General features: G+C 44.9%; 24 protein-coding genes and 1 pseudogene. 7 read left to right on the forward strand and 18 right to left on the reverse strand.

Annotated features, from left to right (window positions below):
* Nucleotides 1-34: 34 nt before the first annotated feature.
* Nucleotides 35-1,228 carry a multidrug effflux MFS transporter gene (locus tag ACMAZD_RS17640; RefSeq protein WP_435249993.1) on the reverse strand — a complete coding sequence of 398 codons (1,194 nt, stop codon included), beginning with the start codon at nt 1,226-1,228 and terminating at the stop codon, nt 35-37.
* A 108-nt stretch (nt 1,229-1,336) separates the two neighbouring features.
* On the opposite strand from ACMAZD_RS17640, the gene ACMAZD_RS17645 reads away from it, so the two are divergent.
* On the forward strand, nt 1,337-2,233 hold the full coding sequence (locus ACMAZD_RS17645; RefSeq protein WP_102351486.1) for a LysR family transcriptional regulator: 897 nt from the start codon (nt 1,337-1,339) through the stop codon (nt 2,231-2,233).
* A 175-nt stretch (nt 2,234-2,408) separates the two neighbouring features.
* Nucleotides 2,409-4,274 (forward strand): putative bifunctional diguanylate cyclase/phosphodiesterase, encoded by a 1,866-nt coding sequence (locus ACMAZD_RS17650; RefSeq protein ID WP_435249994.1) that lies wholly within the window; start codon nt 2,409-2,411, stop codon nt 4,272-4,274.
* Between the two features lie 206 nt (nt 4,275-4,480).
* On the opposite strand, the gene ACMAZD_RS17655 is transcribed toward ACMAZD_RS17650, so the two are convergent.
* The gene (locus ACMAZD_RS17655) at nt 4,481-5,770 is read right to left on the reverse strand and encodes a peptidoglycan DD-metalloendopeptidase family protein (RefSeq protein ID WP_435249995.1); all 1,290 of its coding nucleotides are present in this window, start codon (nt 5,768-5,770) and stop codon (nt 4,481-4,483) included.
* A 383-nt stretch (nt 5,771-6,153) separates the two neighbouring features.
* Between ACMAZD_RS17655 and ACMAZD_RS17660 the strand changes: the two genes are divergently transcribed.
* Nucleotides 6,154-7,101, forward strand: a complete 948-nt coding sequence (locus ACMAZD_RS17660; protein ID WP_435248156.1) for an IS30 family transposase — start codon at nt 6,154-6,156, stop codon at nt 7,099-7,101.
* A 61-nt stretch (nt 7,102-7,162) separates the two neighbouring features.
* Nucleotides 7,163-7,459, forward strand: a complete 297-nt coding sequence (locus ACMAZD_RS17665; protein ID WP_435249996.1) for a hypothetical protein — start codon at nt 7,163-7,165, stop codon at nt 7,457-7,459.
* A gap of 139 nt (nt 7,460-7,598) precedes the next feature.
* Here ACMAZD_RS17665 and ACMAZD_RS17670 read toward each other — a convergent pair whose 3' ends face one another.
* From ACMAZD_RS17670 to puuE, 12 genes are all read right to left on the reverse strand, one after another.
* Nucleotides 7,599-8,117 (reverse strand): hypothetical protein, encoded by a 519-nt coding sequence (locus ACMAZD_RS17670; protein ID WP_435249997.1) that lies wholly within the window; start codon nt 8,115-8,117, stop codon nt 7,599-7,601.
* 291 nt (nt 8,118-8,408) lie between these two features.
* Entirely contained in the window at nt 8,409-8,882 is a 474-nt protein-coding gene (locus ACMAZD_RS17675) for a GNAT family N-acetyltransferase (RefSeq protein WP_435249998.1), read from the reverse strand.
* Between the two features lie 50 nt (nt 8,883-8,932).
* Nucleotides 8,933-10,168, reverse strand: a complete 1,236-nt coding sequence (locus ACMAZD_RS17680; protein ID WP_435249999.1) for an MFS transporter — start codon at nt 10,166-10,168, stop codon at nt 8,933-8,935.
* 38 nt (nt 10,169-10,206) lie between these two features.
* Nucleotides 10,207-10,710, reverse strand: coding sequence for an RDD family protein (locus ACMAZD_RS17685; RefSeq protein ID WP_435250000.1), 504 nt, complete (start codon nt 10,708-10,710; stop codon nt 10,207-10,209).
* A gap of 84 nt (nt 10,711-10,794) precedes the next feature.
* Complete coding sequence (locus ACMAZD_RS17690) at nt 10,795-11,259, reverse strand: DUF2846 domain-containing protein (RefSeq protein ID WP_435250001.1); 465 nt, start codon at nt 11,257-11,259, stop codon at nt 10,795-10,797.
* 333 nt (nt 11,260-11,592) lie between these two features.
* Nucleotides 11,593-12,066, reverse strand: coding sequence for a GrpB family protein (locus tag ACMAZD_RS17695; protein ID WP_435250002.1), 474 nt, complete (start codon nt 12,064-12,066; stop codon nt 11,593-11,595).
* Between the two features lie 16 nt (nt 12,067-12,082).
* Nucleotides 12,083-12,322: a hypothetical protein gene (locus ACMAZD_RS17700; RefSeq protein WP_435250003.1), complete on the reverse strand. Its 240-nt coding sequence runs from the start codon at nt 12,320-12,322 to the stop codon at nt 12,083-12,085.
* 300 nt (nt 12,323-12,622) lie between these two features.
* On the reverse strand, nt 12,623-13,942 hold the full coding sequence (locus tag ACMAZD_RS17705) for a urate hydroxylase PuuD (RefSeq protein ID WP_435250004.1): 1,320 nt from the start codon (nt 13,940-13,942) through the stop codon (nt 12,623-12,625).
* Between the two features lie 14 nt (nt 13,943-13,956).
* A complete protein-coding gene (locus ACMAZD_RS17710; protein WP_004732859.1) occupies nt 13,957-14,517 on the reverse strand; it encodes an ureidoglycolate lyase in 561 nt (186 codons plus the stop codon).
* 14 nt (nt 14,518-14,531) lie between these two features.
* A complete protein-coding gene (gene alc / locus ACMAZD_RS17715; protein ID WP_435250005.1) occupies nt 14,532-15,518 on the reverse strand; it encodes an allantoicase in 987 nt (328 codons plus the stop codon).
* 122 nt (nt 15,519-15,640) lie between these two features.
* Nucleotides 15,641-16,156: a 2-oxo-4-hydroxy-4-carboxy-5-ureidoimidazoline decarboxylase gene (gene uraD, locus ACMAZD_RS17720; protein ID WP_371724933.1), complete on the reverse strand. Its 516-nt coding sequence runs from the start codon at nt 16,154-16,156 to the stop codon at nt 15,641-15,643.
* Between the two features lie 23 nt (nt 16,157-16,179).
* Entirely contained in the window at nt 16,180-17,100 is a 921-nt protein-coding gene (gene puuE, locus ACMAZD_RS17725) for an allantoinase PuuE (protein ID WP_435250006.1), read from the reverse strand.
* 410 nt (nt 17,101-17,510) lie between these two features.
* Between puuE and uraH the strand changes: the two genes are divergently transcribed.
* From uraH to ACMAZD_RS17740, 3 genes and pseudogenes are all read left to right on the forward strand, one after another.
* The gene (gene uraH / locus ACMAZD_RS17730) at nt 17,511-17,864 is read left to right on the forward strand and encodes a hydroxyisourate hydrolase (RefSeq protein ID WP_102280338.1); all 354 of its coding nucleotides are present in this window, start codon (nt 17,511-17,513) and stop codon (nt 17,862-17,864) included.
* Nucleotides 17,865-18,131: 267 nt separating this feature from the next.
* On the forward strand, nt 18,132-19,475 hold the full coding sequence (locus ACMAZD_RS17735; protein ID WP_435250007.1) for an NCS2 family permease: 1,344 nt from the start codon (nt 18,132-18,134) through the stop codon (nt 19,473-19,475).
* Nucleotides 19,476-19,907: 432 nt separating this feature from the next.
* A pseudogene (locus tag ACMAZD_RS17740) lies at nt 19,908-20,160 on the forward strand (hypothetical protein); the annotation flags it as partial.
* Nucleotides 20,161-20,199: 39 nt separating this feature from the next.
* On the opposite strand, the gene ACMAZD_RS17745 reads toward ACMAZD_RS17740, so the two are convergent.
* The 4 genes from ACMAZD_RS17745 to hyi form a co-directional block, all read right to left on the reverse strand.
* Nucleotides 20,200-20,808: a TetR/AcrR family transcriptional regulator gene (locus tag ACMAZD_RS17745; RefSeq protein ID WP_435250008.1), complete on the reverse strand. Its 609-nt coding sequence runs from the start codon at nt 20,806-20,808 to the stop codon at nt 20,200-20,202.
* 209 nt (nt 20,809-21,017) lie between these two features.
* Nucleotides 21,018-22,328, reverse strand: a complete 1,311-nt coding sequence (locus tag ACMAZD_RS17750; protein WP_435250009.1) for a glycerate kinase type-2 family protein — start codon at nt 22,326-22,328, stop codon at nt 21,018-21,020.
* Between the two features lie 319 nt (nt 22,329-22,647).
* Nucleotides 22,648-23,544, reverse strand: coding sequence for a 2-hydroxy-3-oxopropionate reductase (locus ACMAZD_RS17755; protein ID WP_435250010.1), 897 nt, complete (start codon nt 23,542-23,544; stop codon nt 22,648-22,650).
* A 37-nt stretch (nt 23,545-23,581) separates the two neighbouring features.
* Nucleotides 23,582-24,358: a hydroxypyruvate isomerase gene (hyi, locus tag ACMAZD_RS17760; protein ID WP_435250011.1), complete on the reverse strand. Its 777-nt coding sequence runs from the start codon at nt 24,356-24,358 to the stop codon at nt 23,582-23,584.
* Nucleotides 24,359-24,429 lie beyond the last annotated feature (71 nt).

The raw sequence follows: 24,429 nt of genomic DNA on the forward strand, positions 1-24,429 counted from the left end.
AGAGCGCGCAACTATAAACCTGTCTAACTATATTCTATTGCTGCAGAGTCGATTTTTTGTTGGCTCGAGTTGAAGACCACAATACACAGCCCATACCCGCACCAATAATCAAGTAGAACACGCCAAGCTGTAGGTGAGTCGTGACCCAGCTTTCTACTAAGTATCCACCTAATAAGCCCGCCATACACATTTGAATTGAGCCCGACAACGCAGACACCGCGCCAGCTTGCTTCTTGTGAGGCCCCAACAACATACTGATCGATAGAGGGAAAGAAATGCCCTGCGCTATCGCTAGCCAGGTAAATGCCCACACCAGGTTAAAGATGGATAGCTCATGTGTTAACAACCAAGTGCCAGACGCCAACACAATCAAAATCGCTAAGCTCATTAACTGCGGCGTACTGAATCGGCGATTGAGTAAATTCAACGCTACACTGCCGATCAACAACCCAGCCGAAGGAACAATCATCAAAGAGCCATATTCAGCCGCGGTCAATCCCAGTTGCTCTTGCATCAAGAACGGGAACAGCGATAACGACACCAAGCTTGCCATGTAACTCATCCAGTTATAACTCGCGCTGCTAATCACCTGGCGGTTGGTCAACAAGCGCCCGTAGTTCTTCACTACTTGGCTGACTTCAAAACGACTCTTTCCGTAAGGCAGTGTCTCGGGCAACACAAAGTAACCGAGAATATATATGGCCAATAAATACAATAGAACAAACAGGAACACCGCCTGCCAGCCTAGATGAAACGAGATCCAACCACCAAACACTGGCGCAATAATCGGCATGATAGAAGCTGTGATTGAAATATAAGAGAGCGCCTTCGTGAGTTGAGGGCCATCATAACTGTCCCTAAGAACACTGCGCCCGAGCACCGAAGCACTGCCCGCGCCTAAGCCTTGTAACAAGCGGCCAACTTCTAAAGCGGTCATATTGTCAGAAAATACAAAACAAACGATGGTACCAATCAGATAAACCCCCTGACCCAACAAGAAGATAGGTCGTCTTCCCACCGCATCAGACATCGGGCCATAAAATAGCTGCGACAAGCCAAAACCCACAAGAAACAGTGTAACGAGCAATTGCACATCCACTTGGGTAACACTTAAGTCAGAAGCGATTAATGGCAATGATGGGAGGTAGATACTCACACCCACTTGCCCCGTAGCAATGATCATCATTGCTAAGAGTAACGGCGTTTTTTTAAAGGTCGATTGGCTCAAAAAATTCCCTGTTCGTTTGTTATTTTTTCATGATATAAGTCTATATTCAAAACCAGTAATTGATAATTAACCAAATTGGAATTTAATTAAGTCCCAGTAGGAAATAATATGGATTGGATTCTTAACGTAAAAAGCTACGTAAGAGTGGTAGAAGAAGGCAGCTTCAATGGGGCCGCACGCAAACTGAATACCACAAGCTCAGCCATCAGTAAAAGAGTGAACTGGCTAGAAGAGCGCATCGGAACTCAACTATTAAAACGCACGACTCGCTCGATTAGCCAAACCGAAGCAGGCGCACTCTTTTACCTGCGAGCCAAAGATCAGCTCGATAATTGGCAGTCGATTATTGACGAGACTCGCTCAGTAAACCAAACACCAGCAGGCCTGCTAAAAATAGGGGCAACCATTGCCGTTGGCTCTAAGTTTTTAGTGCAATACATGGACGACTTCTTAGAAAAATATCCAGATATCAAGGTACAGCTCATCACCACCACTTCCGGACAATTACCTGAACTTGGATTGGATTTGGTGATCAGTCGAGAACTGGAACAACTCAACTCTTTGAGCTTCAAGAAAACCCCCTTGTTTGAGCACAAAGCCGGTTTCTATGCCGCACCAAGTTATCTAGCCAAACATGGTTACCCCACCTGTGAGCAAGACTTAGAGCAGCACAACTCTCTTATCTGGGGAGAGCGCCCGACTCGAGAAGTGACACTCACCAAAGGGCAACGAATCACGTTGAATGGAAACTTCGCGACCACCAACCCTGAAGCATTATTTCATGCGGCGAAGCGGGGAATGGGCGTGCTCTTGACCATCAAAGCAATGATCAAAGAAGATCTCAAACAAGGGACATTAGTTCCAGTCTTACCAAACATCACTGCTGACGAGGTGATGGTTTACGCGTACTACCCTAAGCTTGACTACTCACATACACGAACAAAACTCTTTTTGGATCACCTGAAAGAGAGGTTAGACAGAGAACGCAGCACTCAGATTCTGTGAAATAAGTCGCAACTAAGTTTGAAAAATCATACAACACCGTCAATAATAAACTGGACGCATATTAATCGTGTGCGCAACTTGAACTGATACAAGGCCATACTCTTAAAAATCATGCTTATAAAAATCATACATATACAGCTTACACACTGATTCTGGTTAGCTACGGATGGTGACTATGACTCAACATACGCACAGCAACATAATAGACACAGAGCGCATTGGGCGTTTACTTAAATTGGAAGGTATCGATCTTTTAGAGTCGGCCGTGCTTACTTTGCATCAAACCTTTGGGACTCAATACACCAGCATCATTGAGAAAAAGAACTTCCCAGACCAAGTGGTGCCTTTGGTGATTGCGCAATCTGACCACGTACTGCATGACAAAATCAATCCGCGTCATGGTCACATCTATCAACAAGCCGTTAATCAAAGTCACACTGACTGCTCTTCCGCTCAATACATTATTAAATCTTTGCCAACGTCAGCGTTTAGGCAAGAGATCACCTCTCAAAACTCGATTGCGATACCCACTCGAACTCAGAGTGGCGAAGTCATGGGTGTGTTGTTTTCGACCTTCACATCACCTCTTAGTCCTAACCAACAGCAAGAAGTGATCAAACATCATCAACTTTTCGCAGACATCGTCATCCATACCCTGCGTGAGATGTGGTTCAACGATCGTTCAGAGCAGTTAGTCAATCAACTCAGCTACGAGGTGTCTCACGATAGTCTTACAGGGCTGCTTAACCGCAGTTGTTTGTCAGATACGTTAGAGTCAATCACTCAAAAGAGTGTCACGCCTTTTACAGTGGCTCTGTTGGATATAAACAGCTTCAAAGCCATTAACGACATGCACGGCAATTACATCGGCGACAAGGTACTCCAGCATGTCGCTGAAACACTGCGCCGAACATTGCCAGAAAACAACCTAACCTTTCGTACAGCCGGTAACGAGTTTGCTTTCATTACTTATCATAACGACCCAATCGGTGTCTGCGAACAGATAATAACCAAGATAAAGCAAGGTTACTGCAGCGTTGATCTGAAGATTGATTTCGATGTCAGTATTGGGATTGCTCGCTCAGATGGAAATATTAAAGATGTAGAACAGATCATCTTTAATACCAGTTTGGCTTTAAAAGAATGTAAGCAGCACCCTGACACGCACATCCAATGCTATGACTCTCATTTAATAGCACGCTATCAAAGAAAAGCTGAGCTGATTGCGGCTTTACGCAGTGAGCTTGAAAGCTCAACCTCAAGTAAAACAGCATCCAATGGTAATAAAATCTATAACCTTATATCTGACAACAATGGAATGTATGTGGTAGTCCAACCGATCGTAGGTAAAGACGATACACGTTGGGAATATTTTGAGGTGCTCACTCGTTGGAAAACAACTCAACACGGCGACATCTCTCCCGCAGAGTTTATACAAGTAGCAGAAGAGTCTGGCCTTATCGTCGAGTTAGGTGAGCGTATTATCGAACTCGTTTGCCGAGCAAAAATCACACTTGAGCAAGGCTTAGGCTATAAAATCAAATTGGGTATCAACTGTTCAGCTCACGAACTTAGTGATTCTAAACGCTACCTTGCCTACCTTACTAAAACGATCAAACAGTACAACTTCGAGGCGAATGAGTTTGTTATAGAATTAACTGAAACCGTATTGCTTGCGCCGACGCCTGAAGTCAAAGGTGCCCTGAACTACCTCCGAGAACAAGGCTTCACCATTGCGCTGGATGACTTTGGTACTGGCTACTCAAGCCTGAATTACATCCACAGCTACCCTATCGATTGTATTAAAATTGATGCCGTTTTTATCCAGAACCTGTTAACTAACTCCACATCAGAGAGCGTCGTTTGGTTGATCATTCAATTGGCGCAAAGACTGGGGTTATCACTCGTCGCTGAAGGTGTCGAAGAGCGTGAACAGTTAGATAAACTCCACTCGATGGGGTGCGACAGTATCCAAGGTTACCTCTATTCTTGTCCACTGCGCCCAGAAACCATCGTCAGCAACATAAACGCAAGCGTATGAAGACGGAACTCTTCATGCTTCTGAGCTTCTGAGCTTCTGAGCTTCTGAGAAAGCGTAGCTTAAACAACAAAAAAGCCGCAAGGGCAGAATTGAACACTGAGGTATTCAAATCCGCACTCGCGGCTTTTCAATGTTTAGATGTATAGGCTACCAAGCTATTCGCTTATTCAACAATTAGACTCATCAGCGATATCAACTCGCTATGACTAGCTGTTGTTTGATTGCTCCTCTAACGCTTTTTTGAGTAACTTGTCGGCTTCATCTCTTGCGGCTACGAATGTCGCTTTTTCCTTTTTCGGCACAGAATCGGCCATCGGAATATTTGCTGTCATCGCGTTAACAGGACGACCACGTTCAATCAGTTCATAATGCAAATGCGCACCCGTCACTCGGCCAGTCTTACCTGATAAGCCAATACGTTGACCACGAGAGACTGTTTGTCCTTTACGCACAAGGATCTTACTTAAATGCAGGTAGCGCGTTTTGTAAGTGCTGCCGTGCTGAATCACCACATAGTTACCCGCGTAAGGGTGTTTACGAGTCATGATTACTTTACCGTCACCCGTGGCTTGAACCGGCGTGCCAATTGGCGTCGCGAAGTCTGTACCGTTATGTGGTGAGATTCGACCTGTCACAGGGTGCAAGCGTTTAGGGTTGAACTGAGAACTCTGATGCCAACTGCTGCTCACAGGGTAACGCTGGAAAGCGCGTTGTAGGCTATCACCGTCCGCATCATAGTATTGACCATCAGTGTGAAGATAAGCAGAAACAACGCGGTTGCGGTTAATGATCTTAATCGCTTCAATTTCACGTTTTCCGGTTGCAACACCATCAACGAATTGAGCTTTCTGAAGTACTTCAAACTGATCGCCAGCACGTAGGTCACGGCTAAAATTCAGCTTGTCTTTAAGAAGAGTCACAATATGGTCAACCTCAAGGCTGTTCAGGCCGACTTTATTTGCCGACATAGAGAAACTGCCTTGAATATCACCCACTAGAGGCTTTTGCTTCCATTCACCAGGAATAGAAATGTCTTCAAATTCGTAACTGCCATCATCAAGCAGTCGGTAAACCGCTTTATCAGCAACACTAAATTGGATTTCCATCTTGGACAGATTACCCGTCGCCTCATCACGCCAAAAACGTAATGTGTTACCAGGACGAAGCGTGTCTAGCGCAAGGAAGTTTAAATCCGTTTCCATCACACTCATCATCGATTTATAAGAAAACCCAAGTTGAGTGAAGATGCTACTCAAGTTATCGCCCGTTTGAATTTGATACTCAAACGTCGGCGGCTCAATGATGACAACAGAAGGTGCAAGGATTGACTCAATAACGGTTGAGTCCGGTAAATTCAGATCGATCGTTTTTGTCAGATCTGATTGAGAAGTTTGTAAAGCAACACCGATGACTGCAATAAGCGGCAGTCCTAAAATAGCTGCTTTTTTTAAAGGTGAAAGCTCAGAAAACGGAGAGGAGAATATTTTTGAATACACGGTAAACAGGTCTTTCTACGATATAAAAGCATAGGATATGCTTTTCAAACGCATAAATCATCAATGCATTGTCATAATATGATGCGAATCTTACTCCTCGCACCTAAGTCATTGAGTTACCGTCAATGTAAAACGCTTTATCGCAAATAAAATTAACCGCTAAATTTGAAAATAAGAAAGCAGAAACACCTGATTTCTGCTTTCTATTGATTTAAGTTATTCCGCTTCGCTTAATTAATAAACAAGCGATATTGATCTTGAGATCCTCACTGGATACCCCCGATTTCAGATAATAAGTGCGACATTCATGGAAAGGTGTAGAAGAGGAAGCCAACTGCTGAAAGTGGTACGCTCTTCTCGCCAAAGAAACAAGCAGTACTACCATGAATTATCAGCAGTTGACCGAGGGCAGAAGATACCAGATTTCTGCTCTTTTGGAACGGGGGATTTCGGTTTCTGAAATAGCTAAAACTGTTCAGTGCCATCGCTCTACGGTATATCGTGAGCTTAAACGCGGCAGTAGAGGCAGTCATTATTGCCCAAGCGAAGCTCAGGTATTCTCAATCAAAAAACGCACATCAGCTCGTAAATACAGAATACCTCAGGAGCGTGTTGATTTTATCCGTCTCCTTTTGGAATCGGATTGGAGTCCAGAGCAGATTTCCAGTGTATTAACGAGAGTCGGTGCCGCTGTCAGCCATGAGTGGATCTACCGATTTGTTGCGCAGGATAAACGCTTGGGAGGCAAGTTATATCGCCACTTGAGGCAAGGTCACAAGCGGTATCGTCGCGGTAGAAAAGAGAAAGCGCCAGCGATCAAGAATGCTGTTTCTATCGATGATAGGCCAAGCATCGTTGACAGTAAGGAGCGATTGGGTGATTGGGAAATCGACACCGTATTAGGCAAACATGGCACTGGTGCTATGGTGACAATTTTAGAGCGTAAAACACGATTTTACGTGGTCAAGAAAGTGCCATCGAAGTCAGCAGATGATGTCACCAAAGCCACCATCGAGCTACTCATGCCTTATAAGGAACATGTCCATACCATCACGGCAGATAACGGGAGAGAGTTTGCAGGCCACGAAACCATCGCAAAGGCGTTGGAGGCTGATGTGTACTTTGCCCACCCTTATAGTTCTTGGGAGCGTGGAGCCAATGAGAATGCTAACGGGCTTTTAAGGCAATATGTGAAGAAAGGAACCGACTTAACAACGGTAACAGACAGCGATATTGAATTCGCTGTATCACGGATAAATTATCGACCGAAAAAGTGTTTAGACTTCAAGCAACCAGCGATTGTCTTTAAAGAAATGGTATTGGCTGCTTGATATTGGAGAGTGTCGCACTTCGGAGTTGAATTCGGGGGATATTAACAATAAAGACTTTACCGTGATAGATAATGAACTATTAAATCAAAATGATAATGGCTGGGACATCCGAAATAAGTGTAGATTGCCGAAGACACATTTAGCAACAAAAGAAGAATATCAAGATTTATGGAACTATCTGAGCAAAAATGATCTGCTGGACACGCTAGATTACCAACAGTTTTTATCATCAGATGGCCCACGTTCATACTATATTTGGCAGCTTACTTTCAATGATAATAAAATGACAAGCAATAAGTTTAGAATGAAAAATAAAATCGGAACAAGTAATGGCCTTGTATGTGTCAGGGAGCATTAGAAATGGGGACTATTAATCATATATTCCAAATTCTTGATTAAAATGACACCTTGAACAACGGTATTACTTCCATAGAAAAAGCCTATACTAAACGAGGGTGATCCTACCCTCGTTTTTTGGCCCAGTACCTTACGTAAAACTAACTAGATCTATCTAATTTGAGTTCTGCTGTCACCTTCGTTAAACGCAACGCTATTGCAAGACAGACTAAATAAGGGCTTAAATACCAAAAGATACTTTCCAGTGGCTGCTTCACCTGTGCCTCTCGGGTTTTAATGTACTGGTTTTTCTGCTTTTCATACTGACTCAGCATACCACTCACCCATACCGCATCACTTTCAACCAGCGACACGCTCGGCGCAGGAACCGTAAAATCCGATGCGTTGGGTAACAAGGTGAAATCGACATCTTTGAACATGATCGCCGTATTCAAATACCACAAACACGCTTCGTGGTGCTGAGCGTGATTATCTAAAGATGGTTGACCGGTGCAGGTATCACTTCGCAGCTTATCCAAAGAAAACTTCTGAACCGATTCTAAAATCGCCACCGCTCTGGTTTGTTCTGTTCTAACCCAATCACCCGCTACTTTCGCACGAATCTCAGACACTGCACCCAGCATCCCGATACCTGCCAAGAACGGCCATAAGTAATCCATGAGCTTCCATTTGCGTCGGCTCAAGTTGAACCCACACCAAATCGGAAGATGAAAAAGGAGCGTTAGCCCAAGCGATAGCAAAACAAAATTCAAGGAGCTAGAGAGCATGAGTTCGCTATCAAAGAAGTTCTTCATAATGAGAGACTTGCCTGTATAACAAAGAGAAATTTGATACTAGGTTCGATGTTAGAAAAGAGTGTAAGAGAAAAGTAAAAACAGCACCAAGAATTGGGACTAGTGCTGTTTATTTGAACATGTCGCGGTATTAAAAGCTTCCTCGATGGAAAAGCGTTAGCCTTGAATTAATCGCTTTTCCATCGGAATACAATCGAGGCTAATACCTCTAGGAGAGTGATAAGTAGAAAGCTGGTCGCCAATAAAGCCACACGAACGATAAAACGCAGCGGCATTCAGAGTTGATTCTAACTTCATTAACGACAAGTTGTGTTGAATCGCGAGCTCCTCTAGGAACTGCAACATCTGCTTCGCTGCGCCTTTCCCGGCAAAATCAGGGTCTACGAAAATAGCATCAACCATACCAGTTTCGGTGTTTATCTTACCGCTACCAATCACCCGACGATTAACCTCTGAGACATGAAAGGTTTCAACGACATCACTGATGAATCCATCAGACATTCCACCCTGCGTCCATATTGACAGCTGTTCGTCTGAATAATAAACGGAACACTTTTCGATAATGGCTCGGCTGCGAATATCGAAAATATCCTGAGCATCAGACTCAACCGCTTTTCTAATGGTAATCATAAGCCTATCTCTGGTGATTAAAAGATACTACTTGCGAGTAAATCGAATAACTACTCGGTGACTAACGCTGGAGATTGCTTCCCCTTAGCTGACATAAGATAAAAACCAACGGCACCAACAACTGAAATTAATATCACACTAAACCAAGTGAAAGTGTACCCATAATCATCGATAAAGTAGCCAATCACGATAAAACTAGGCATAACGAAAACCGTTCGCAAGGTAATGAGCACGCCTTGAATGCGTCCACGATGACTCGAAGGGGAGTTGTTTGCTAAATATATGCCTTCTTTTGTCAAAAGAAGAACCTCGCCCGCAGATAGGAATAGCCAAGCAAAGAAATGAACAGGAATATTCGGAAACAACATGACGAGCATATAACCAAAGGCAAACATGAAGCCTGCATATGCAAGGCTTACGGTTTCAGCCTTACCTGATGTGAACTTCATTAAGATTGGCGTAATTAGCACCACCACAATACAAGCGTAAGTCATGAGTTGCCCGAAAATAATTGGGCCTTGCTCTCCAAACACATGGCTCAAATACAGTGGACTCGCCATCGTCATTTGATTTAGCGAATACCACAGTAATCCACATAGAAAAGTGAACAACAAAAGCCGTGGCCTTGATCTTAAAACTGACCAAACCGAACCAGAAACGGGCTGTTCCAGTTCACTCTCGCTGGTCGATTCCGTTCCAGGTTGCAACTTCACAAATGCAGCCACAATAAAAACACAAAAAAGAGCCGCAAAACCGTTGCCGAAAAATATCCAGTCAATGTGGTTCCAGAACAAGTACCCCGCCATAACAGGACCAAGAGCTGAACCAAAGTTATAGGCTAGATAACTCAGTGACATGACTGCATCACGATTCTGAGGGGTAGAAAGATCCGCAACTAAAGCATTACTCGCGGGTAAAGCTAAACCGCCAAAGAAATAGGCACAAAGCAAAAACACAGGGACGACGACCGGAGCATCGCCGAAGAAACCACAAATAATCAATAATACAGCACACATAAACTCGCCAAACACCATGACCCGTTTATGTCCCAACCTGTCGGCTAGTCTCCCACCTAAAAAGCTCCCTAAAAGGTAAGAGCCCGTCACACCCATGGCAAGGGAACCTGCGACTGTTGCGGAATAACCCAACTTATCGGTTAACAGTAAGACTAAAAATGGAACGATAAAGTTACCCATTCCCAGAATCATTCTAGCCAGTGCTAAATAATAGATGTTATTCGGTAAATACCTGTAAATAGAAATAGCTGAGAAAAGCTTATGAATCATGAAACCCCTAAAGCATGTAAGTGCTTGATTATTAAACCCTATTCGATAGTGCTGAAATCTAGGTTTCTCGGCACCGAAACACTAACAACCTGACTTCCTGCGATAAAATCATGTAGGCAACGTTTATCTTTGCGCAAAATAAGCAGACAATCTAGCGTCGTTATAAAATGACCAATTACAGGTATGTACGTCGCGATTGTCATAGGTATCATTCGTTTACCCACTATTTTGAATAACCCTAGTTGCTTGCCCTTCATATCGACAATCGCGATTTCCATTAGTTTTTTGCCAATCGTCTGTCCCTTCTTATGCAGCAAATATCCGTGTAACAAAAAGAACACCAACCAACCGTAAGCTGAGGCTATAAGTAGTTCTGTCGTATCAATTTTCCCTGTATCGAATATTTTTTGAAAATAATCGGTATAGAGAAAGATTGGCGTCATCATAGCTATACCAATCAGGCAATCAATCAAACTTGCCCCTACTCGGGACCATCGGGACGCGAGTACAATTTCAGGGGTGTTTTCTATTACTTCAGACATATCCTTTCCAACGTCAAAGTACCTATAAATTAAAAAACGTCAGAAACTCGAAGCTCTGACGTCATCTTGAATTAGATTGAATCACTATATAGAAGGACAGTTACCGCTTTCAGCCATTGAGATTTTGCGCACTTGAGCTTTCCCTACTTCTTCATCGACTAACTCAACACCTGCACCACCGACAAAAACACCCATTTTAATGTATTGGTTAACGAAGTAATTCCGACCTTCAGCAGTAAAAAGGGATACGTGATTTTCAGAAAATTCAGATTCCGTACTGACGACATGTTCTTCGTTCCCTTTGACTTCGTGATAAAAGAACACACCAGGAGCCGTTTCACCTACGCACTCTCCATCCACGTATACATACTTTTTGAGCGCGCCACCGACAAAAGTATCTTCACGATAAATATAGATGCCTGTATTACCTTCTTTAGGAGCAGGAAACGTTTTTGCTTGATCAGAAACTGAAGAGTCGACTGTTGGCACAGAAGCACATCCAGATAATGCAAGAAGAAGAGCTGAGCAAAGAAATACCTTATTTTTCATGTAATAACCTAGACTTTATAAAAATACGAGAAACATAACATATGCAAATGATTTTGCTTTACACTTGCATGCATATATGTGAGCTACGTTGCACAATGGTTAGATAAAATTCAGAAAATTAGTTAAATATAACTAAACCATTGTTTTGTATGAACTTAATCACTTACATGCAACTTTAATCAAATGGTTAGAGGATCTATTTTTTGCAATCACCTCTAATGAACAGGAGACGTTACGAGGTGAAAGCCTTTAGATAGTGAGAACCAGAAAACGTACGTCTAGTGATTTAACTAGGGTTTATCGATTGGAGACAAAGGGGGTAAGGAATGCTGACTATTTCAGATCCAGCACATGCTCTATATAAGCCGACTTCTTTTCACGGTACTTTTCTTGAGACCAACCTGCACAACCCATTTTGAGGGTGTTATATTGCTGAACCAATGCCGGATTCGTACGTAGCTTGTCACGAAACATTAGAAAGCATTCAAACTCAGAACCATTGGCGACAACTTGCAACGCCACGTCATCAGAAGATGTAGATTCCAACATACACAGTTCAGGAGTTCTTAACGTATCGAGTTTCTCTGTAAAGGCTAGTGTTGTGAGTATCTCTATTACATCCTCAAGTTCGCTAAGATCAACACCTACGAAGATATCCAAATCGCCCTTAGATACTGCAGATGGAATCGAAGATGCGCCTACATGCTCAACTCTCGCATTAGGGATTAGTTTTTTGATGTCTCGTTCGTATCGGACAAATAGCTCATTGCAAGCTGCTTGGTATTGTTCAGCGGGGTAAAATTTCATATATCCTTACTCCGAATCACAAACTATTGAATACACCAATTGCTAACAGAAGCAACACGATGCTAATCGCTCCAATATAAGAGATTCTGGTTCGCTCTTTTTCAGTTGGGATCAATGGAGGGAAGCACCCTAATGTGAATACTTTACAGACTATCCAGCCAGATCCGTAACCAATAAATTCGATCACTAGCGACTGAAACAGATAACTAAAGAATGAGCTCAATGCCCTAAAATACGCGACTATCAAGTTTTCCATTTCTTGTCCTAACTAAAGTCAACTTGGAGCAAAATACCATGGGTAGAGATTCATATGAAGAGCCTTATACCGAACAACTCTCATATCTCCCTATGATCTATTTAATATTTCAACTGAATTTTTTCGATTAATTTTATCCAAAAACAAAAAGCCCGGTTATAGGAACCGGGGAAACAGGGTGGGATGAGTTTGGCGCGTGCCCGTAAACCACACTCCCCCCAAGCCTCACCTAAGACTCATGCTCTTAGGTAAAGGATGCTGAGTACTGATATTACAAGGTACTACTGTTGCAAAGTATGGTTATTGAAGCGTAGCGCCTTGCTCTACCCAAGTGCCGATGAGTGCGCGTTCTTCGTCGGTCATTTGAGTCATGTTACCGAGCGGCATCACCTTGGTTGTTACGGTTTGAGCAACAATCCTTGGTACGTTGGCTTTAATCTCTTCTGGGGTATCAAACATCACACCGGCTGGCGCAGCAGCAAAAGCGGCGTGGCTTGGGGTTGATGAGTGACACACAGAACAGCGCTCTTGAATGACTTTGTTGATGGTTTCAAAGCTTACACCTGCGCTAGCAGTTTGCATTGCGTGGTCTGCAGGAACAGCTTGAGAACTAGCCGTAGTTGAAGCAGGACCGTTTTCAGCAAGCTCTTCTGTCGCCGATTCCGTCGCGCTTACTTGCACTTCTTTAACCACTGGTGCTTGCACAACCGGAGTCATCTGCTTTTTCGCGTAAGGTGAGGTCACAAACGCAAGCGTGATCATACCTAATGCTGCTACTGGTATTGTCCATGCAAACTTCTGGCTACCATGACGGGTGTTGAAGTAGTGACGCACCAAGATACTGAAGACCGCTAAGCCAGCAAGAATCAACCAGTTATATTCCGAACCATAAGTACTTGGGAAGTGGTTACTGATCATGATGAACAGCACTGGTAGTGTCATGTAGTTGTTGTGACGAGAACGCAGTAGACCTTTCGCTGGCAATGCCGGATCTGGCTCGCGCTTCTCTTCAATCGCTTTCACCAAGTTACGCTGCGCAGGCATGATAACGCGGAATACGTTACCCACCATGATGGTACCAATGATGGCACCAACGTGGATGTAAGCACCACGGCCACTGAACACTTGAGTTAAGCCATATGTCGCTGCGACCAGCAACAAAAACAGCACAACGCCAAGCAGTACGGGGGTCTTACCTAATGGTGAATCACACAGTAAGTCGTAGATAAACCAACCGACAACGAATGAACCAATACCAATCGCGATTGCCGTTGTTGAATCAAGGCCAGAGCCCGGTGCAATCAGGTAAATCTCAGCGTTGAGGTAGTAAACCACACCCAGTAGACACACACCGGTGATCCACGTGAAGTAAGCTTCCCATTTGAACCAATGCAGGTGCTCGGGCATTTCTGGTGGCGCAAGTTTGTACTTCTCTAGGTGATAAATACCACCACCGTGAATCGCCCATAAGTCGCCTGAAAGGCCCGTTTTTGGGTTTACTCGGTTAAGGTTGTTTTCTAACCAAACAAAGTAAAATGATGCGCCTATCCACGCAACACCAACAATCATGTGAGCCCAGCGTATTGCTAAATTCAACCATTCTGTAATATGCGGATCCATAATAAACTCCTGTATCACAACGCTTTAGCTAAGCGTTGCTCTTCCTTATTGTCGTCCGTTGGCAGATCGTCCAAATGCAATGCCACTCGGTCGCTGTCGAAATAAACTTCGTCACAGTTGTGCCCTTCGCCGCCTCTATCGACGATCAAGAACTGGTCTTGATCAGTAAGCGCAAGAACTGGGTGATGCCACACCCCTTTGTGATAGTTCACTCCTTGACGGCCGTTGCTCAAGAAAGCTCGGCTATTGGCTAATGTTGGATCGTCGCCTTTTGGCGCAACAACAATTAAATAGGGTTGACCAAGTAATGGAATGAATGCCTGAGAACCAAGTGGATGACGCTCTAACATTTTGATGGTCAGTGGGTAGCTCAACGGTGTGGCTTGGAAGATGCTGATGATCGCTTCTCCGTCTTGGTCTTGCACATCCGTTGTCGCTAGCTTGTGGTAGCGACGTGTTGATCCACTGTTGATCATGAAGAAATCACTATTATCGGACTCGATAACATCACCAAACTCTGCAAAAGCCTGCTTGGTTAACGGTTCGATAGATAAACGACGTATTCCATTACTCATACTCATTTCCTTACCTATTTCGCTTTCGTACCAAATAGACGCAAACGGCTGATACCACCATCTGGGAATATGTTTGCACGTACGTGGGTAATCACACCAAGGTCGTTTACCTCAGAAATGAATTCGTGAATCTCGTGTGCTTGCAGCTTTTGTGCAGGCAACAGTTCACGCCAGAATAGGCTTTGTGTTTCCACTTGGTCGTCGGTACCACCTTTCACGTAAGCCGCTTGGATTGAGCAGCTGTCTGGGTAGTTACCTTTGAAGTGTGCCGTATCCACAACGATACGTTCAATATTACCTGGGTGGCCTAATGCCACGATTACCCAATCGTTACCCGGTGTACGACGACGAGCTGTTTCCCAGCCATCACCCATGTTTTCACCGCGGCCTGGGCCTAAGATGTTGGCTTTGTTACCGTAGTGCTCATCGCTACATGCGAGTGCTCGGCCACCGTGTTCAACGGCTGCTAGGTCGACTTGTTGCTGAGAATCTATTGCGTCCCAATCCACGCTTGGTCGGCCATAAACACGTAAGCGTGCGACACCGCCGTCTGGGTAGATGTTCAAACGTAGGTGCGTAAATACTTGGTCACTTTCGATTGCTTCAAGATGATGATGATCACCTTGTAGTGCCAGTGAAGGCAGAATTTCTTGCCACTCTGTTGAGTCAGTTGGCTCACCTTGTGGTGAATAACATGCGTCGATTGATGCCGAAGGTGGGAAGTTACCTGTGAAGAATGAAGTATCAATATCAACGCCAGCAATGGTGCCAGCTAGGCCAAGACGAACGACACAGTAGTCGTAACCTTCGCCGCGTTTGCGTCTGCTTTCCCAGCCGTCCATCCACTTGCCGTTATCGTCGTATAAGTCGTCTTTCCACTCAGGTGCTGCATGGCTGATTAGACGGCTTTTATCTGCGAAAAAGTCGTCGGTTGCGAAGATAGCTTCTGCGCCGAGTTTTTCGTCTGCAAGGTTGATGTACTGTTCAAATTTATGTGTCATGTCCGTGTAATCCTATGAAATTAATCAAGTAATAATAAAATGAGAACTTAGTGGCTTATGTTTTTACAAATCAAACCTTTAGGCACTAAGACTGGGCTGAGATAGCTGTTAACTCCGTTAACTTACATATCCCAGAGACGAAACATCGCGATCTTGTTGATCTCTTGAATCGCCGTAGCAAACTCAGTTTCACTATCATTTCCTAATCGCATCTCGAACGACTCAAGAATTTGGTAACGATTGGCTCCCTTCACCGCCATGATAAAAGGGAAATTGAAGCGACTTTTGTAGCTGTTGTTGTAAGAAGTGAATTTTTCAAATTCTTCGGCGCTGCATTGGTCGATGCCCGCCCCCGCTTGTTCTTTGGTCGACGACTCGGTGAGTTCGCCGTTTACTGCTGCTCTTCCCGCTAAATCTGGGTGAGCGTTGATCAAAGCCAACTGTTTGCCTTGGTCGGCATTTAACAAGGTCGATGCCATTTTCAGATGAAGATTCTCAATGTGATCATCTTCGGCATTCAAACCTTGGTCATACACCACTTCTGCAACCCACGGGCTGTGTTCGTAAACATCAGCAAAGTGCGCGACAAAAGTGTCACGGTCCATGGTGGTTGGTTGGCAAGATCGAAATTCAGTCACGTTAAGCCTCCTTGCTGTTCGTTCTAATTTTGTTGTCCGTTGTATGGGTGATGTTGGTGCCAGTGGTTAGCAATATCGATTCGACGACATAGCCACACGCTGTCATGCTGTTTTACGTAATCTAAGAAACGTCTTAATGCAGCAATACGTCCGGGACGGCCAATAAGACGACAATGCAGCCCAACCGACATCATTTTAGGTGCGGTCTTACCTTCCATATAAAGGGTGTCAAACGTGTCTTTTAGATATTGGAAGAACTGCTCACCCGAGTTGAAGCCTTGCGCCGTTGAAAAACGCATGTCGTTCACATCGAGAGTGTATGGGATCACCAATTGCGGATGACCGGTCTCGGTGTGCCAATAAGGCAGGTCATCATCATAGGCATCTGAGTCGTAAAGAAAGCCGCCCTCTTCTGCGACTAAGCGACGAGTATTTGGACCCGTTCGACCTGTGTACCAACCTTGTGGGCGTTGACCCGTCACTTGTTGGATGATCTCAATCGCTTTAGTCATGTGGTCGCGCTCTTCAGACTCATCAATGTATTGATAGTCTATCCAACGATAACCGTGGCTACAGATTTCGTGACCCGCTTCGACCATGGCTTTGGCAACGTCTGGGTGACGCTCAATCGCCATTGCGACAGCAAATACAGTCAGTGGGATTTCATATTCATCGAACAAGCGAAGAACACGCCACACGCCTGCACGGCTACCATATTCATAGATGGATTCCATGCTGATGTGACGTTCGCCTTTGATCGGTTGTGCTGACGGTATCTCTGAAAGAAAAGCTTCAGACTCGTCGTCTCCATGTAACAAACAACGCTCACCGCCCTCTTCGTAGTTCAATACAAAAGAAACCGCGATGCGCGCATTACCTGGCCATTGAGGGTTTGGAGGGTTAGCTCCGTAACCGATCAAATTTCTTGAATAATCCTTATTCATCCAAGTACTCCTAACATAAGTGGTTGGCTTAGCCGCTCTTTAAGGGAGTCACCAAATGATTCAATCAAATGGATTCTCGATAAACAGAGCAACCTTACCCCTGTATATTTATTGTATACAATTATTTATCTCAATGTAAAGATTTTGTTATTTAAGTTAAATTTATATACTATTAACGATTTAAAACAACAACTTAACAAAAACAAAACTCACCAAAATACGATAATCAAGATCTATAAAGTCAGAAAAAACGACACAATGGTTAACATTTTTACAACAATTAGCTTTACTAATTGTATACAGTTCGTACATAGTTAGTGATAACAAAGTGACCAGTTGCATTCTTTGCAAGGTCGAAACAGACAGATAAACCACGGAACAGAGGAGCGCCAAAGCGCTATTAAAGGACTATGGGAAGATTAACAACACACGTATTAGACACGACTCACGGCTTACCGGGTGCGGAGATCAAGGTAGAGCTTTATAAGGTCAATGAAGGCTCAACAGAGAAGCTGGCGACGGTAATCACTAACTCCGATGGCCGAACCGATGCGCCAATTCTGGCAGGGAATGATTTCCGACCGGGGAAATATCAATTGGTGTTCTACGTAGCGGATTACTACAAAAGCAAGGGTGTGGAATTGGATGGCGTGCCTTTCCTAGACGATGTGGTTATTCGTTTCGGCTTAGATGATCCAGAAGCACATTATCACGTTCCTCTTCTCGTCTCGCCTTACAGTTTCTCAACCTATAGGGGCAGTTAGTCCCGTGTCCTAGAACTTTGAACTAGGCACAACCATCGAATAATAAACAGATTCATGCGTGATGTGTGCATCCCAAAAGGTGTGCACTCACTAAACACGCTCATATAAAAATACTAACAACGTTAATGGTTAGAGATTAACAGCTAGAAAACAGATGGTTAGAAACTGATAACTAAAGAAATAGCGGCTAGGGAAAAACCTTAAAACTTAATATTGAAATCTCGCTGTATTCAATAAATGGATCACAACATAAAAGGACTTGCTGACATGAGTGAGAGTAAAACAGAAATACTCAACCAAGATGCGAATAACGGAATTTTAGAGAAGCTCTTTAAAATTAAGGCCCACGGAAGTAGCGTAAAAAATGAGTTAATAGGTGGTGTCACCACCTTTGCAACCATGGCTTACATCATCTTCGTTAACCCACAAATTATGGCCGCATCGGGTATGGATGCAGGGGCGGTATTCGTCGCTACCTGTATTGGTGCTGCGATCGGTTGCTTGTTAATGGGCTTATTTGCCAACTGGCCTGTCGGCCTTGCACCGGGCATGGGCTTGAACGCCTTCTTCTCGTTCACGGTTGTAAGCGAAATGGGTTACAGCTGGGAAGTCGCACTGGGTGCAGTGTTTATCTCCGGTATCTTGTTTGTCGGGATGAGTTTCTACAAAGTACGCCAATGGATCATTGAAAGTATTCCTGTGAGTTTGCGTTACTCCATGACAGCGGGTGTTGGTTTGTTCTTAGGTCTAATTGGCTTAAAAACAGCGGGTATCGTCGTCGAAAACCCAGCGACATTGGTATCACTAGGTGACTTCACCAAACCTGAAGCCCTACTAGCCGCTATCGCCTTCTTGATCATCGCGGTTCTGAGTGAGCGCAAGATTTTTGGTGCGGTGCTGATCGGTATTTTGAGTGTGACTCTAGTCGGTATGATGCTTGGTTTAGTGCATTACAACGGCTTCTTCGCGGCTCCACCAAGCTTGGCTCCTACGTTCCTAAAAATGGACATTATGGGCGCTCTTGATGTTTCAATGATCAGCGTTATCTTGGCTTTCCTTTTTGTAAACATGTTCGATACCGCGGGTACTTTGATGGGCGTGGCTGAGCGTGCAAACCTAACTAATCCTGAAACGGGAAAAATTGAAGGCCTAAGCAAAGCGCTTAAAGCCGACAGTATTTCAAGTGTGGCAGGTGCGTGTGTGGGTTGTCCGCCAGTAACCAGTTACGTAGAAAGTGCCGCAGGCGTTGCTGCAGGCGCACGGACAGGCCTATCTGCGATTGTGGTTGGCGTGTTGTTCTTAGCCGCGATTTTCCTATCGCCACTTGCAGGCATGATCCCCGCTTACGCTACCTCTGGTGCCTTGATTTATGTGGCCTTCGTAATGATGAGCAGCATGCAACACGTTGATTGGAAAGACTTCACCAACGGTGCACCTGCAGCCATTACAGCGTTAATGATGCCACTGACGTTCTCTATCGCGAATGGTATCGCACTGGGTTTCATTACCTACACGGTATTGAAATTTGCGACAGGAAAAACAAAAGACGTCTCAATTTCGATGTACTTCTTAGCCGCGATTTTCGTCGCGAAGCTAGTCTTCATCGGTTAATCACCCAACGTAACTATCGCTTGGCTTGTTCGCAGGCCGAGCTATCAAGAAACCCGTTACAACAACATTTTTAAGAAGAAGCTAATTGTGCTAATGAGTAAAGAGCAGATGCCGTACTTAATTAGTGCACCTTTTTTATGACCCTACGCAGTTTGTAGAAGTCATTATTTGACCACCATTCGCCTGTAAACGGAAACGGAAAACCCTGAGCCAAAAACGAACTAAATGGTTCACTGACAAACGTAAACCGATTTCCGTAGGATCTGGGCTGATTAGATCATTGAACGTTGTAACGACCATGATTCGAATTTATCTTTCACTACAAATACCAATATTCCCTGAAAAGACTGAGATCGCTAAGGGCTACTATGAATGGAAAGCATCTGGATTAAGACTCCTCTCGCAATCTACACTGGCTCACTGGCTGATGCAGAAGGCGGTATTGATTTACAAGTCGAGGCAGCAGAGAAACTGGGCGTTAGAGCCATATTCACACGCGGTTATATGAGCCTTGGGGAAGATGAAGGTGGGCTGGCTCAACAAACGCACTTGGCTCGCTCATGGTATTTACTTCAATCCAGGAGAGATCAAGCGCTTGGGTAAAGCAGGAATTGGTATCAGCCACTGCCTGACGTCCAACATGATGTTGGCTTCCGGTATTTGTAAGAACAACGACAGAAGTGCTTATAGTAACTCACACACCTAAATAAACGTTTAAACAACGTTAGCTTTTCACACCACAGCCTTTTATCACCAGCTGAGTGATGAATTTAGCGGCATCTTCATAGTCTTTATCATCGAGCTGATCTTTCTGCATCACGCTGCAAATCTGCCAGCCAAAATCGGCGTAGGTTTGAGTGGCTGCCCATATAGTGAACATCAAGTGATGAGCGGGAACATCGTCCATTAGAGCTTTTGCTGACCAAGTTGAAAACTTATCAAGAATCATCTGTGATTGCTTATACAGCTCATCACCAATCTCTTTCGGCAGTACTTTCGCGCCGGACATCACTTCATTGGCAAATACCTTAGATGCGTGTGGATGGTCGCGAGAGATAAGCAGCTTGGTTTGAATATACTGAGACAAGGCTTCAACAGGGTCGCTGAGCTCTTCTATCGGGCGAGATGCTTCTAGTAATGGCTGAGTAACGGTTTCAAGCACAGCGTTATAGAGCTTATCTTTAGAACTGAAATAGTAGAATACGTTAGGTTTGGGAATGTCGGCCGCTTTTGCGATATCCGCCATTTTTGTTGCGGCATAACCATGAGTGGCGAATTGTTCACACGCGACTTCGATGATTAAATCTTGATTCTTCTGTCTGATCCTAGACATATTGTATCCTTTACAGCTCATTACTAAAGCCATAGTAATCAACGTGCTTCATTAGTCCAGAAGATAATGCCATAACTCAACTCCAGCGCTTATCTCATCTGACGAAACATTTACAGCCTCCACAAAATCAAAATAGCCACCTTGATGTCAGTACACCGGCGACCATTTGAATACTCTGTAATTTTCTCGCAATAGACGAGTTTCTCAGGCTACAAAATCAATATTGCGCGGAAGTCATTCACATTAGTGAGCGTCGGCCCTGTAGTAAGAAGTACACCGATTTGCTTAAAGAAGTCGTAGCTGTTATTGGCATCGAGGTAGTCTTGCGCTTTAAGCGACAGGCTCGAACCTTGTTGCCATGTTTGAGGCGTGATCCATGCGCCCGCATTGTCTTCCACGCCATCAATCCCGTCGGTATCAGCAGCCAGAGCGAAGATATTGTCTTGGCCCCTAAGCTCGTTATACAAGCTCAACAAGAACTCACAATTACGCCCACCGCGACCATTACCTTTAACGGTTACCGTGGTTTCCCCACCGGAAAGTATCACGCAAGGCGTCTCAAATGGGTGCTTGTTATTAGCCACTTGCTTAGCCAGTGCAGCATGAACCTTCGCGACATCTCGCGCTTCTCCCTCTATGCAATCACTCAACACATAAGCGGGAATACCTAAGCCTTCAGCTTCTGCAGCGGCAGCTTCCAACGCCGACATTGGGGTCGCGATAATATGGTGCTCTACGTTCTTCCAACAGGCATCATCTGGCTTAACGGTCTCTGACTCTGGATTATTAAGCCATTCAAATACCGAGCATGGTGTTTCTATTTGATAACGTTCTAAAATGGCCATCGCATCAAAACGCGTAGAGGTGTCGGGGACGGTTGGGCCAGAGGCAATAACACTAATGTCATCGCCCGGCACATCTGAAATAGCTAAAGAGACCACTCTTGCTGGGTAAGCAGCCTTTGCTAGGCGACCACCTTTGATTGACGATAAATGCTTGCGCACACAGTTCATCTCATCAATGGCGGCGCCTGATTTAAGCAGCGCCTTATTGATTTGTTGCTTCTCTGCTAGGCTGATGTCACCGCCAGGTAAGCTTAATAGTGCAGAGCCGCCACCCGATAATAGACAAATAACCGTGTCGTCAGCGCTCAAGCCACTCACCATTTGCAGCATACGTTGGCTTACTTCTAAGCCCATCACATCTGGCACGGGGTGCGCCGCTTCGAGCACCTTAATGTGTTCGCAAGGGGCGGTGTGCTCATAACGAGTCACCACTAAACCTTCAAGGTCACGCAGTGCTAGGTCTTGTTGTTTTTTTGCCTGCCAAACCGCTTCAAGCTCTGCTGCCATTGACGCGGCTGCTTTTCCTGCTCCTATAACGACAGTTCGCCCAGCTTGATTAGCAGAGCGATAAAAAATGTCTTGAGGAAGAAAAGGTTCGATGTGATTTTTAGGTAGCGCCTGATTAACAGCACTTAAAAAAAGGGTTTGCAGAAACTGCTTAGCATCAATGTCCATCAGCCACTCCTTAGTCGACGGAGAAAAAAAGAACCCCGATACAAGGCCAAAGGGTGCCTGCTAAGATCAAGTTGGAAAGGAACAACTTCAACCTCTGCCTCGTATCAGGAACGCGTATAAAAGGAGACGAAACTACGCGATTTATAAACAAACTGTTTGAAACTGTGGGGCTAGCACATCGCTGTTCTATCGAAGCTTGAAAGTCGGTTTACTGTTCGACATAACTGCGATGGTGAGCCCATATTCATTAGCTTTGCCCCCTAGACAAGCGATAGGCGAAAAGGCTAATGAACTGAGACGGGTTAATCGTTGAAAGAGATTAACGAATCGAGTGATCAGAACGTTTCTCAATCGCTTGGATAAGCGCAGAGTGGTCCCAACCTTCACCGCCCATCTCGGCACACTCACCAAACAACTCTTGAGCGTTGGCCGTATTCGGCAGCGCAACCCCTAACTCTTGAGCGCCCGTAAGCGCAAGGTTCAGGTCTTTCTGGTGAAGTGAGATTCTAAAACCAGGATCGAATGTGCCTTCAACCATACGCTCACCGTGTACTTCCAAGATCTTAGAGTTAGCAAAGCCACCTAATAGCGCCTGACGTACGCGTGCTGGATCTGCGCCTGCTTTAGAAGCAAAGACTAACGCTTCAGACACGGCTTCGATATTCAGCGCCACAATGATTTGGTTTGCTACCTTACAGGTTTGACCCGCACCGTTGTCGCCTACTAGCGTGATGTTCTTACCCATGATTTCGAACAGAGGCCGTGCTTTATCAAAGGCGTCTTGCGCACCGCCCACCATGATAGTCAGAGCCGCGTTAATCGCGCCCACTTCACCACCTGAAACTGGAGCATCGAGGTATGAAGCACCACCTTCGTTGATGCGCGCTGCAATGGCTTTGGTCGCGATCGGCGAGATTGAACTCATATCGATAACCAGTTTCCCAGTTGCTCCGCCCGCCGTGAGGCCTTTCTCGACGCCGTTGTCACCAAACAGGACATCTTCAACTTGAGGGGTATTCGGCACCATTAGGATAATGATATCCGCAGCTTCAGCCGCTTCTGCTGGTGAGTGGCAGACCGCTGCTCCTGCTGCTACAAGATTGGCAGGTGCTGCATTAAAGTGATCCGACAAAATCAAATCGTGACCTGCTTTTTGAAGGTTACTCGCCATAGGTTTACCCATGATGCCAGTTCCGATAAATGCAATTTTAGACATGTTGTTCTCCTTAACGTTTTAGGGTTACCAGACGGAATTAACGGTACTGGTGTAGCCAACCAAGGCCTTCTGTCGTTGTTGTTTTCGGCTTGTATTCGCAGCCAACCCAGCCTTGATAACCAAGCTCATCAAGATAGTTGAGCACGAATGGGTAGTTGATTTCGCCAGTACCCGGTTCGTGTCGGCCTGGGTTATCAGCCAGTTGCACGTGTGCGATTTGACCAATGTACTGCTGCATGGTCGGCGTGAGATCGCCTTCCATAATTTGCATGTGATAAATATCGTATTGGATAGAAAGGTTATCGCTCCCTACCTCTTTAATGATTGCTTTGGCTTGCTCAGTCGTGTTCAAGAAGAAGCCCGGAATATCACGGGTGTTGATCGCTTCTATCACTAAGCTGATGCCTTCTGCTGCTAGCGCGTTCGCCGCGTAATGCAGGTTAATCACAAACGCCGATTGTGCGTCTTGTTGGGTGACACCTTGCGGAATAATCCCCGCCAAGCAATTCACTTGAGTACAACCGAGTGCTTTTGCATAAGCGATGGCTTTAGGTACACCCGCTTGAAATTCTTCAACTCTTGCTGGGTCTACCGCGATACCACGGTCGCCAGCGTCCCAATCACCCGCAGGCAAGTTAAATAACACTTGCTCTAGGTTATTAGCGTCGAGTTTTGCTTTGATTGCCTGAGCATCAAAGGCGTAAGGGAAAAGGTACTCCACGCCTTGAAAGCCCGCTTCTGCGGCAGCTTCAAAGCGATCCATAAAATCAACTTCAGTGAATAGCATTGACAAGTTTGCTGCAAATTTTGCCATGACTCTGTCCTTATTCTTTATTTGGTAAAACTATGGCTGTTTAGTGAAGCAACGGTTATTTGGTGTAGCTA

The sequence above is a fragment of the Vibrio sp. nBUS_14 genome, assembly GCF_051201655.1.
GTDB lineage: Bacteria > Pseudomonadota > Gammaproteobacteria > Enterobacterales > Vibrionaceae > Vibrio.

Excerpts from the sequence above, each read along its gene's own strand:
- ACMAZD_RS17645 (WP_102351486.1), top strand. The coding sequence starts at position 1,337 with ATGGATTGGATTCTTAACGTAAAAAGCTACGTAAGAGTGGTAGAAGAA.
- ACMAZD_RS17650 (WP_435249994.1), top strand. The coding sequence starts at position 2,409 with ATGACTCAACATACGCACAGCAACATAATAGACACAGAGCGCATTGGG.
- ACMAZD_RS17660 (WP_435248156.1), top strand. The coding sequence starts at position 6,154 with ATGAATTATCAGCAGTTGACCGAGGGCAGAAGATACCAGATTTCTGCT.
- ACMAZD_RS17670 (WP_435249997.1), bottom strand. The coding sequence starts at position 8,117 with ATGGATTACTTATGGCCGTTCTTGGCAGGTATCGGGATGCTGGGTGCA.
- ACMAZD_RS17675 (WP_435249998.1), bottom strand. The coding sequence starts at position 8,882 with ATGATTACCATTAGAAAAGCGGTTGAGTCTGATGCTCAGGATATTTTC.
- ACMAZD_RS17680 (WP_435249999.1), bottom strand. The coding sequence starts at position 10,168 with ATGATTCATAAGCTTTTCTCAGCTATTTCTATTTACAGGTATTTACCG.
- ACMAZD_RS17685 (WP_435250000.1), bottom strand. The coding sequence starts at position 10,710 with ATGTCTGAAGTAATAGAAAACACCCCTGAAATTGTACTCGCGTCCCGA.
- ACMAZD_RS17690 (WP_435250001.1), bottom strand. The coding sequence starts at position 11,259 with ATGAAAAATAAGGTATTTCTTTGCTCAGCTCTTCTTCTTGCATTATCT.
- ACMAZD_RS17695 (WP_435250002.1), bottom strand. The coding sequence starts at position 12,066 with ATGAAATTTTACCCCGCTGAACAATACCAAGCAGCTTGCAATGAGCTA.
- ACMAZD_RS17700 (WP_435250003.1), bottom strand. The coding sequence starts at position 12,322 with ATGGAAAACTTGATAGTCGCGTATTTTAGGGCATTGAGCTCATTCTTT.
- ACMAZD_RS17705 (WP_435250004.1), bottom strand. The coding sequence starts at position 13,942 with ATGGATCCGCATATTACAGAATGGTTGAATTTAGCAATACGCTGGGCT.
- ACMAZD_RS17710 (WP_004732859.1), bottom strand. The coding sequence starts at position 14,517 with ATGAGTAATGGAATACGTCGTTTATCTATCGAACCGTTAACCAAGCAG.
- alc (WP_435250005.1), bottom strand. The coding sequence starts at position 15,518 with ATGACACATAAATTTGAACAGTACATCAACCTTGCAGACGAAAAACTC.
- puuE (WP_435250006.1), bottom strand. The coding sequence starts at position 17,100 with ATGAATAAGGATTATTCAAGAAATTTGATCGGTTACGGAGCTAACCCT.
- uraH (WP_102280338.1), top strand. The coding sequence starts at position 17,511 with ATGGGAAGATTAACAACACACGTATTAGACACGACTCACGGCTTACCG.
- ACMAZD_RS17735 (WP_435250007.1), top strand. The coding sequence starts at position 18,132 with ATGAGTGAGAGTAAAACAGAAATACTCAACCAAGATGCGAATAACGGA.
- ACMAZD_RS17745 (WP_435250008.1), bottom strand. The coding sequence starts at position 20,808 with ATGTCTAGGATCAGACAGAAGAATCAAGATTTAATCATCGAAGTCGCG.
- ACMAZD_RS17750 (WP_435250009.1), bottom strand. The coding sequence starts at position 22,328 with ATGGACATTGATGCTAAGCAGTTTCTGCAAACCCTTTTTTTAAGTGCT.
- ACMAZD_RS17755 (WP_435250010.1), bottom strand. The coding sequence starts at position 23,544 with ATGTCTAAAATTGCATTTATCGGAACTGGCATCATGGGTAAACCTATG.
- hyi (WP_435250011.1), bottom strand. The coding sequence starts at position 24,358 with ATGGCAAAATTTGCAGCAAACTTGTCAATGCTATTCACTGAAGTTGAT.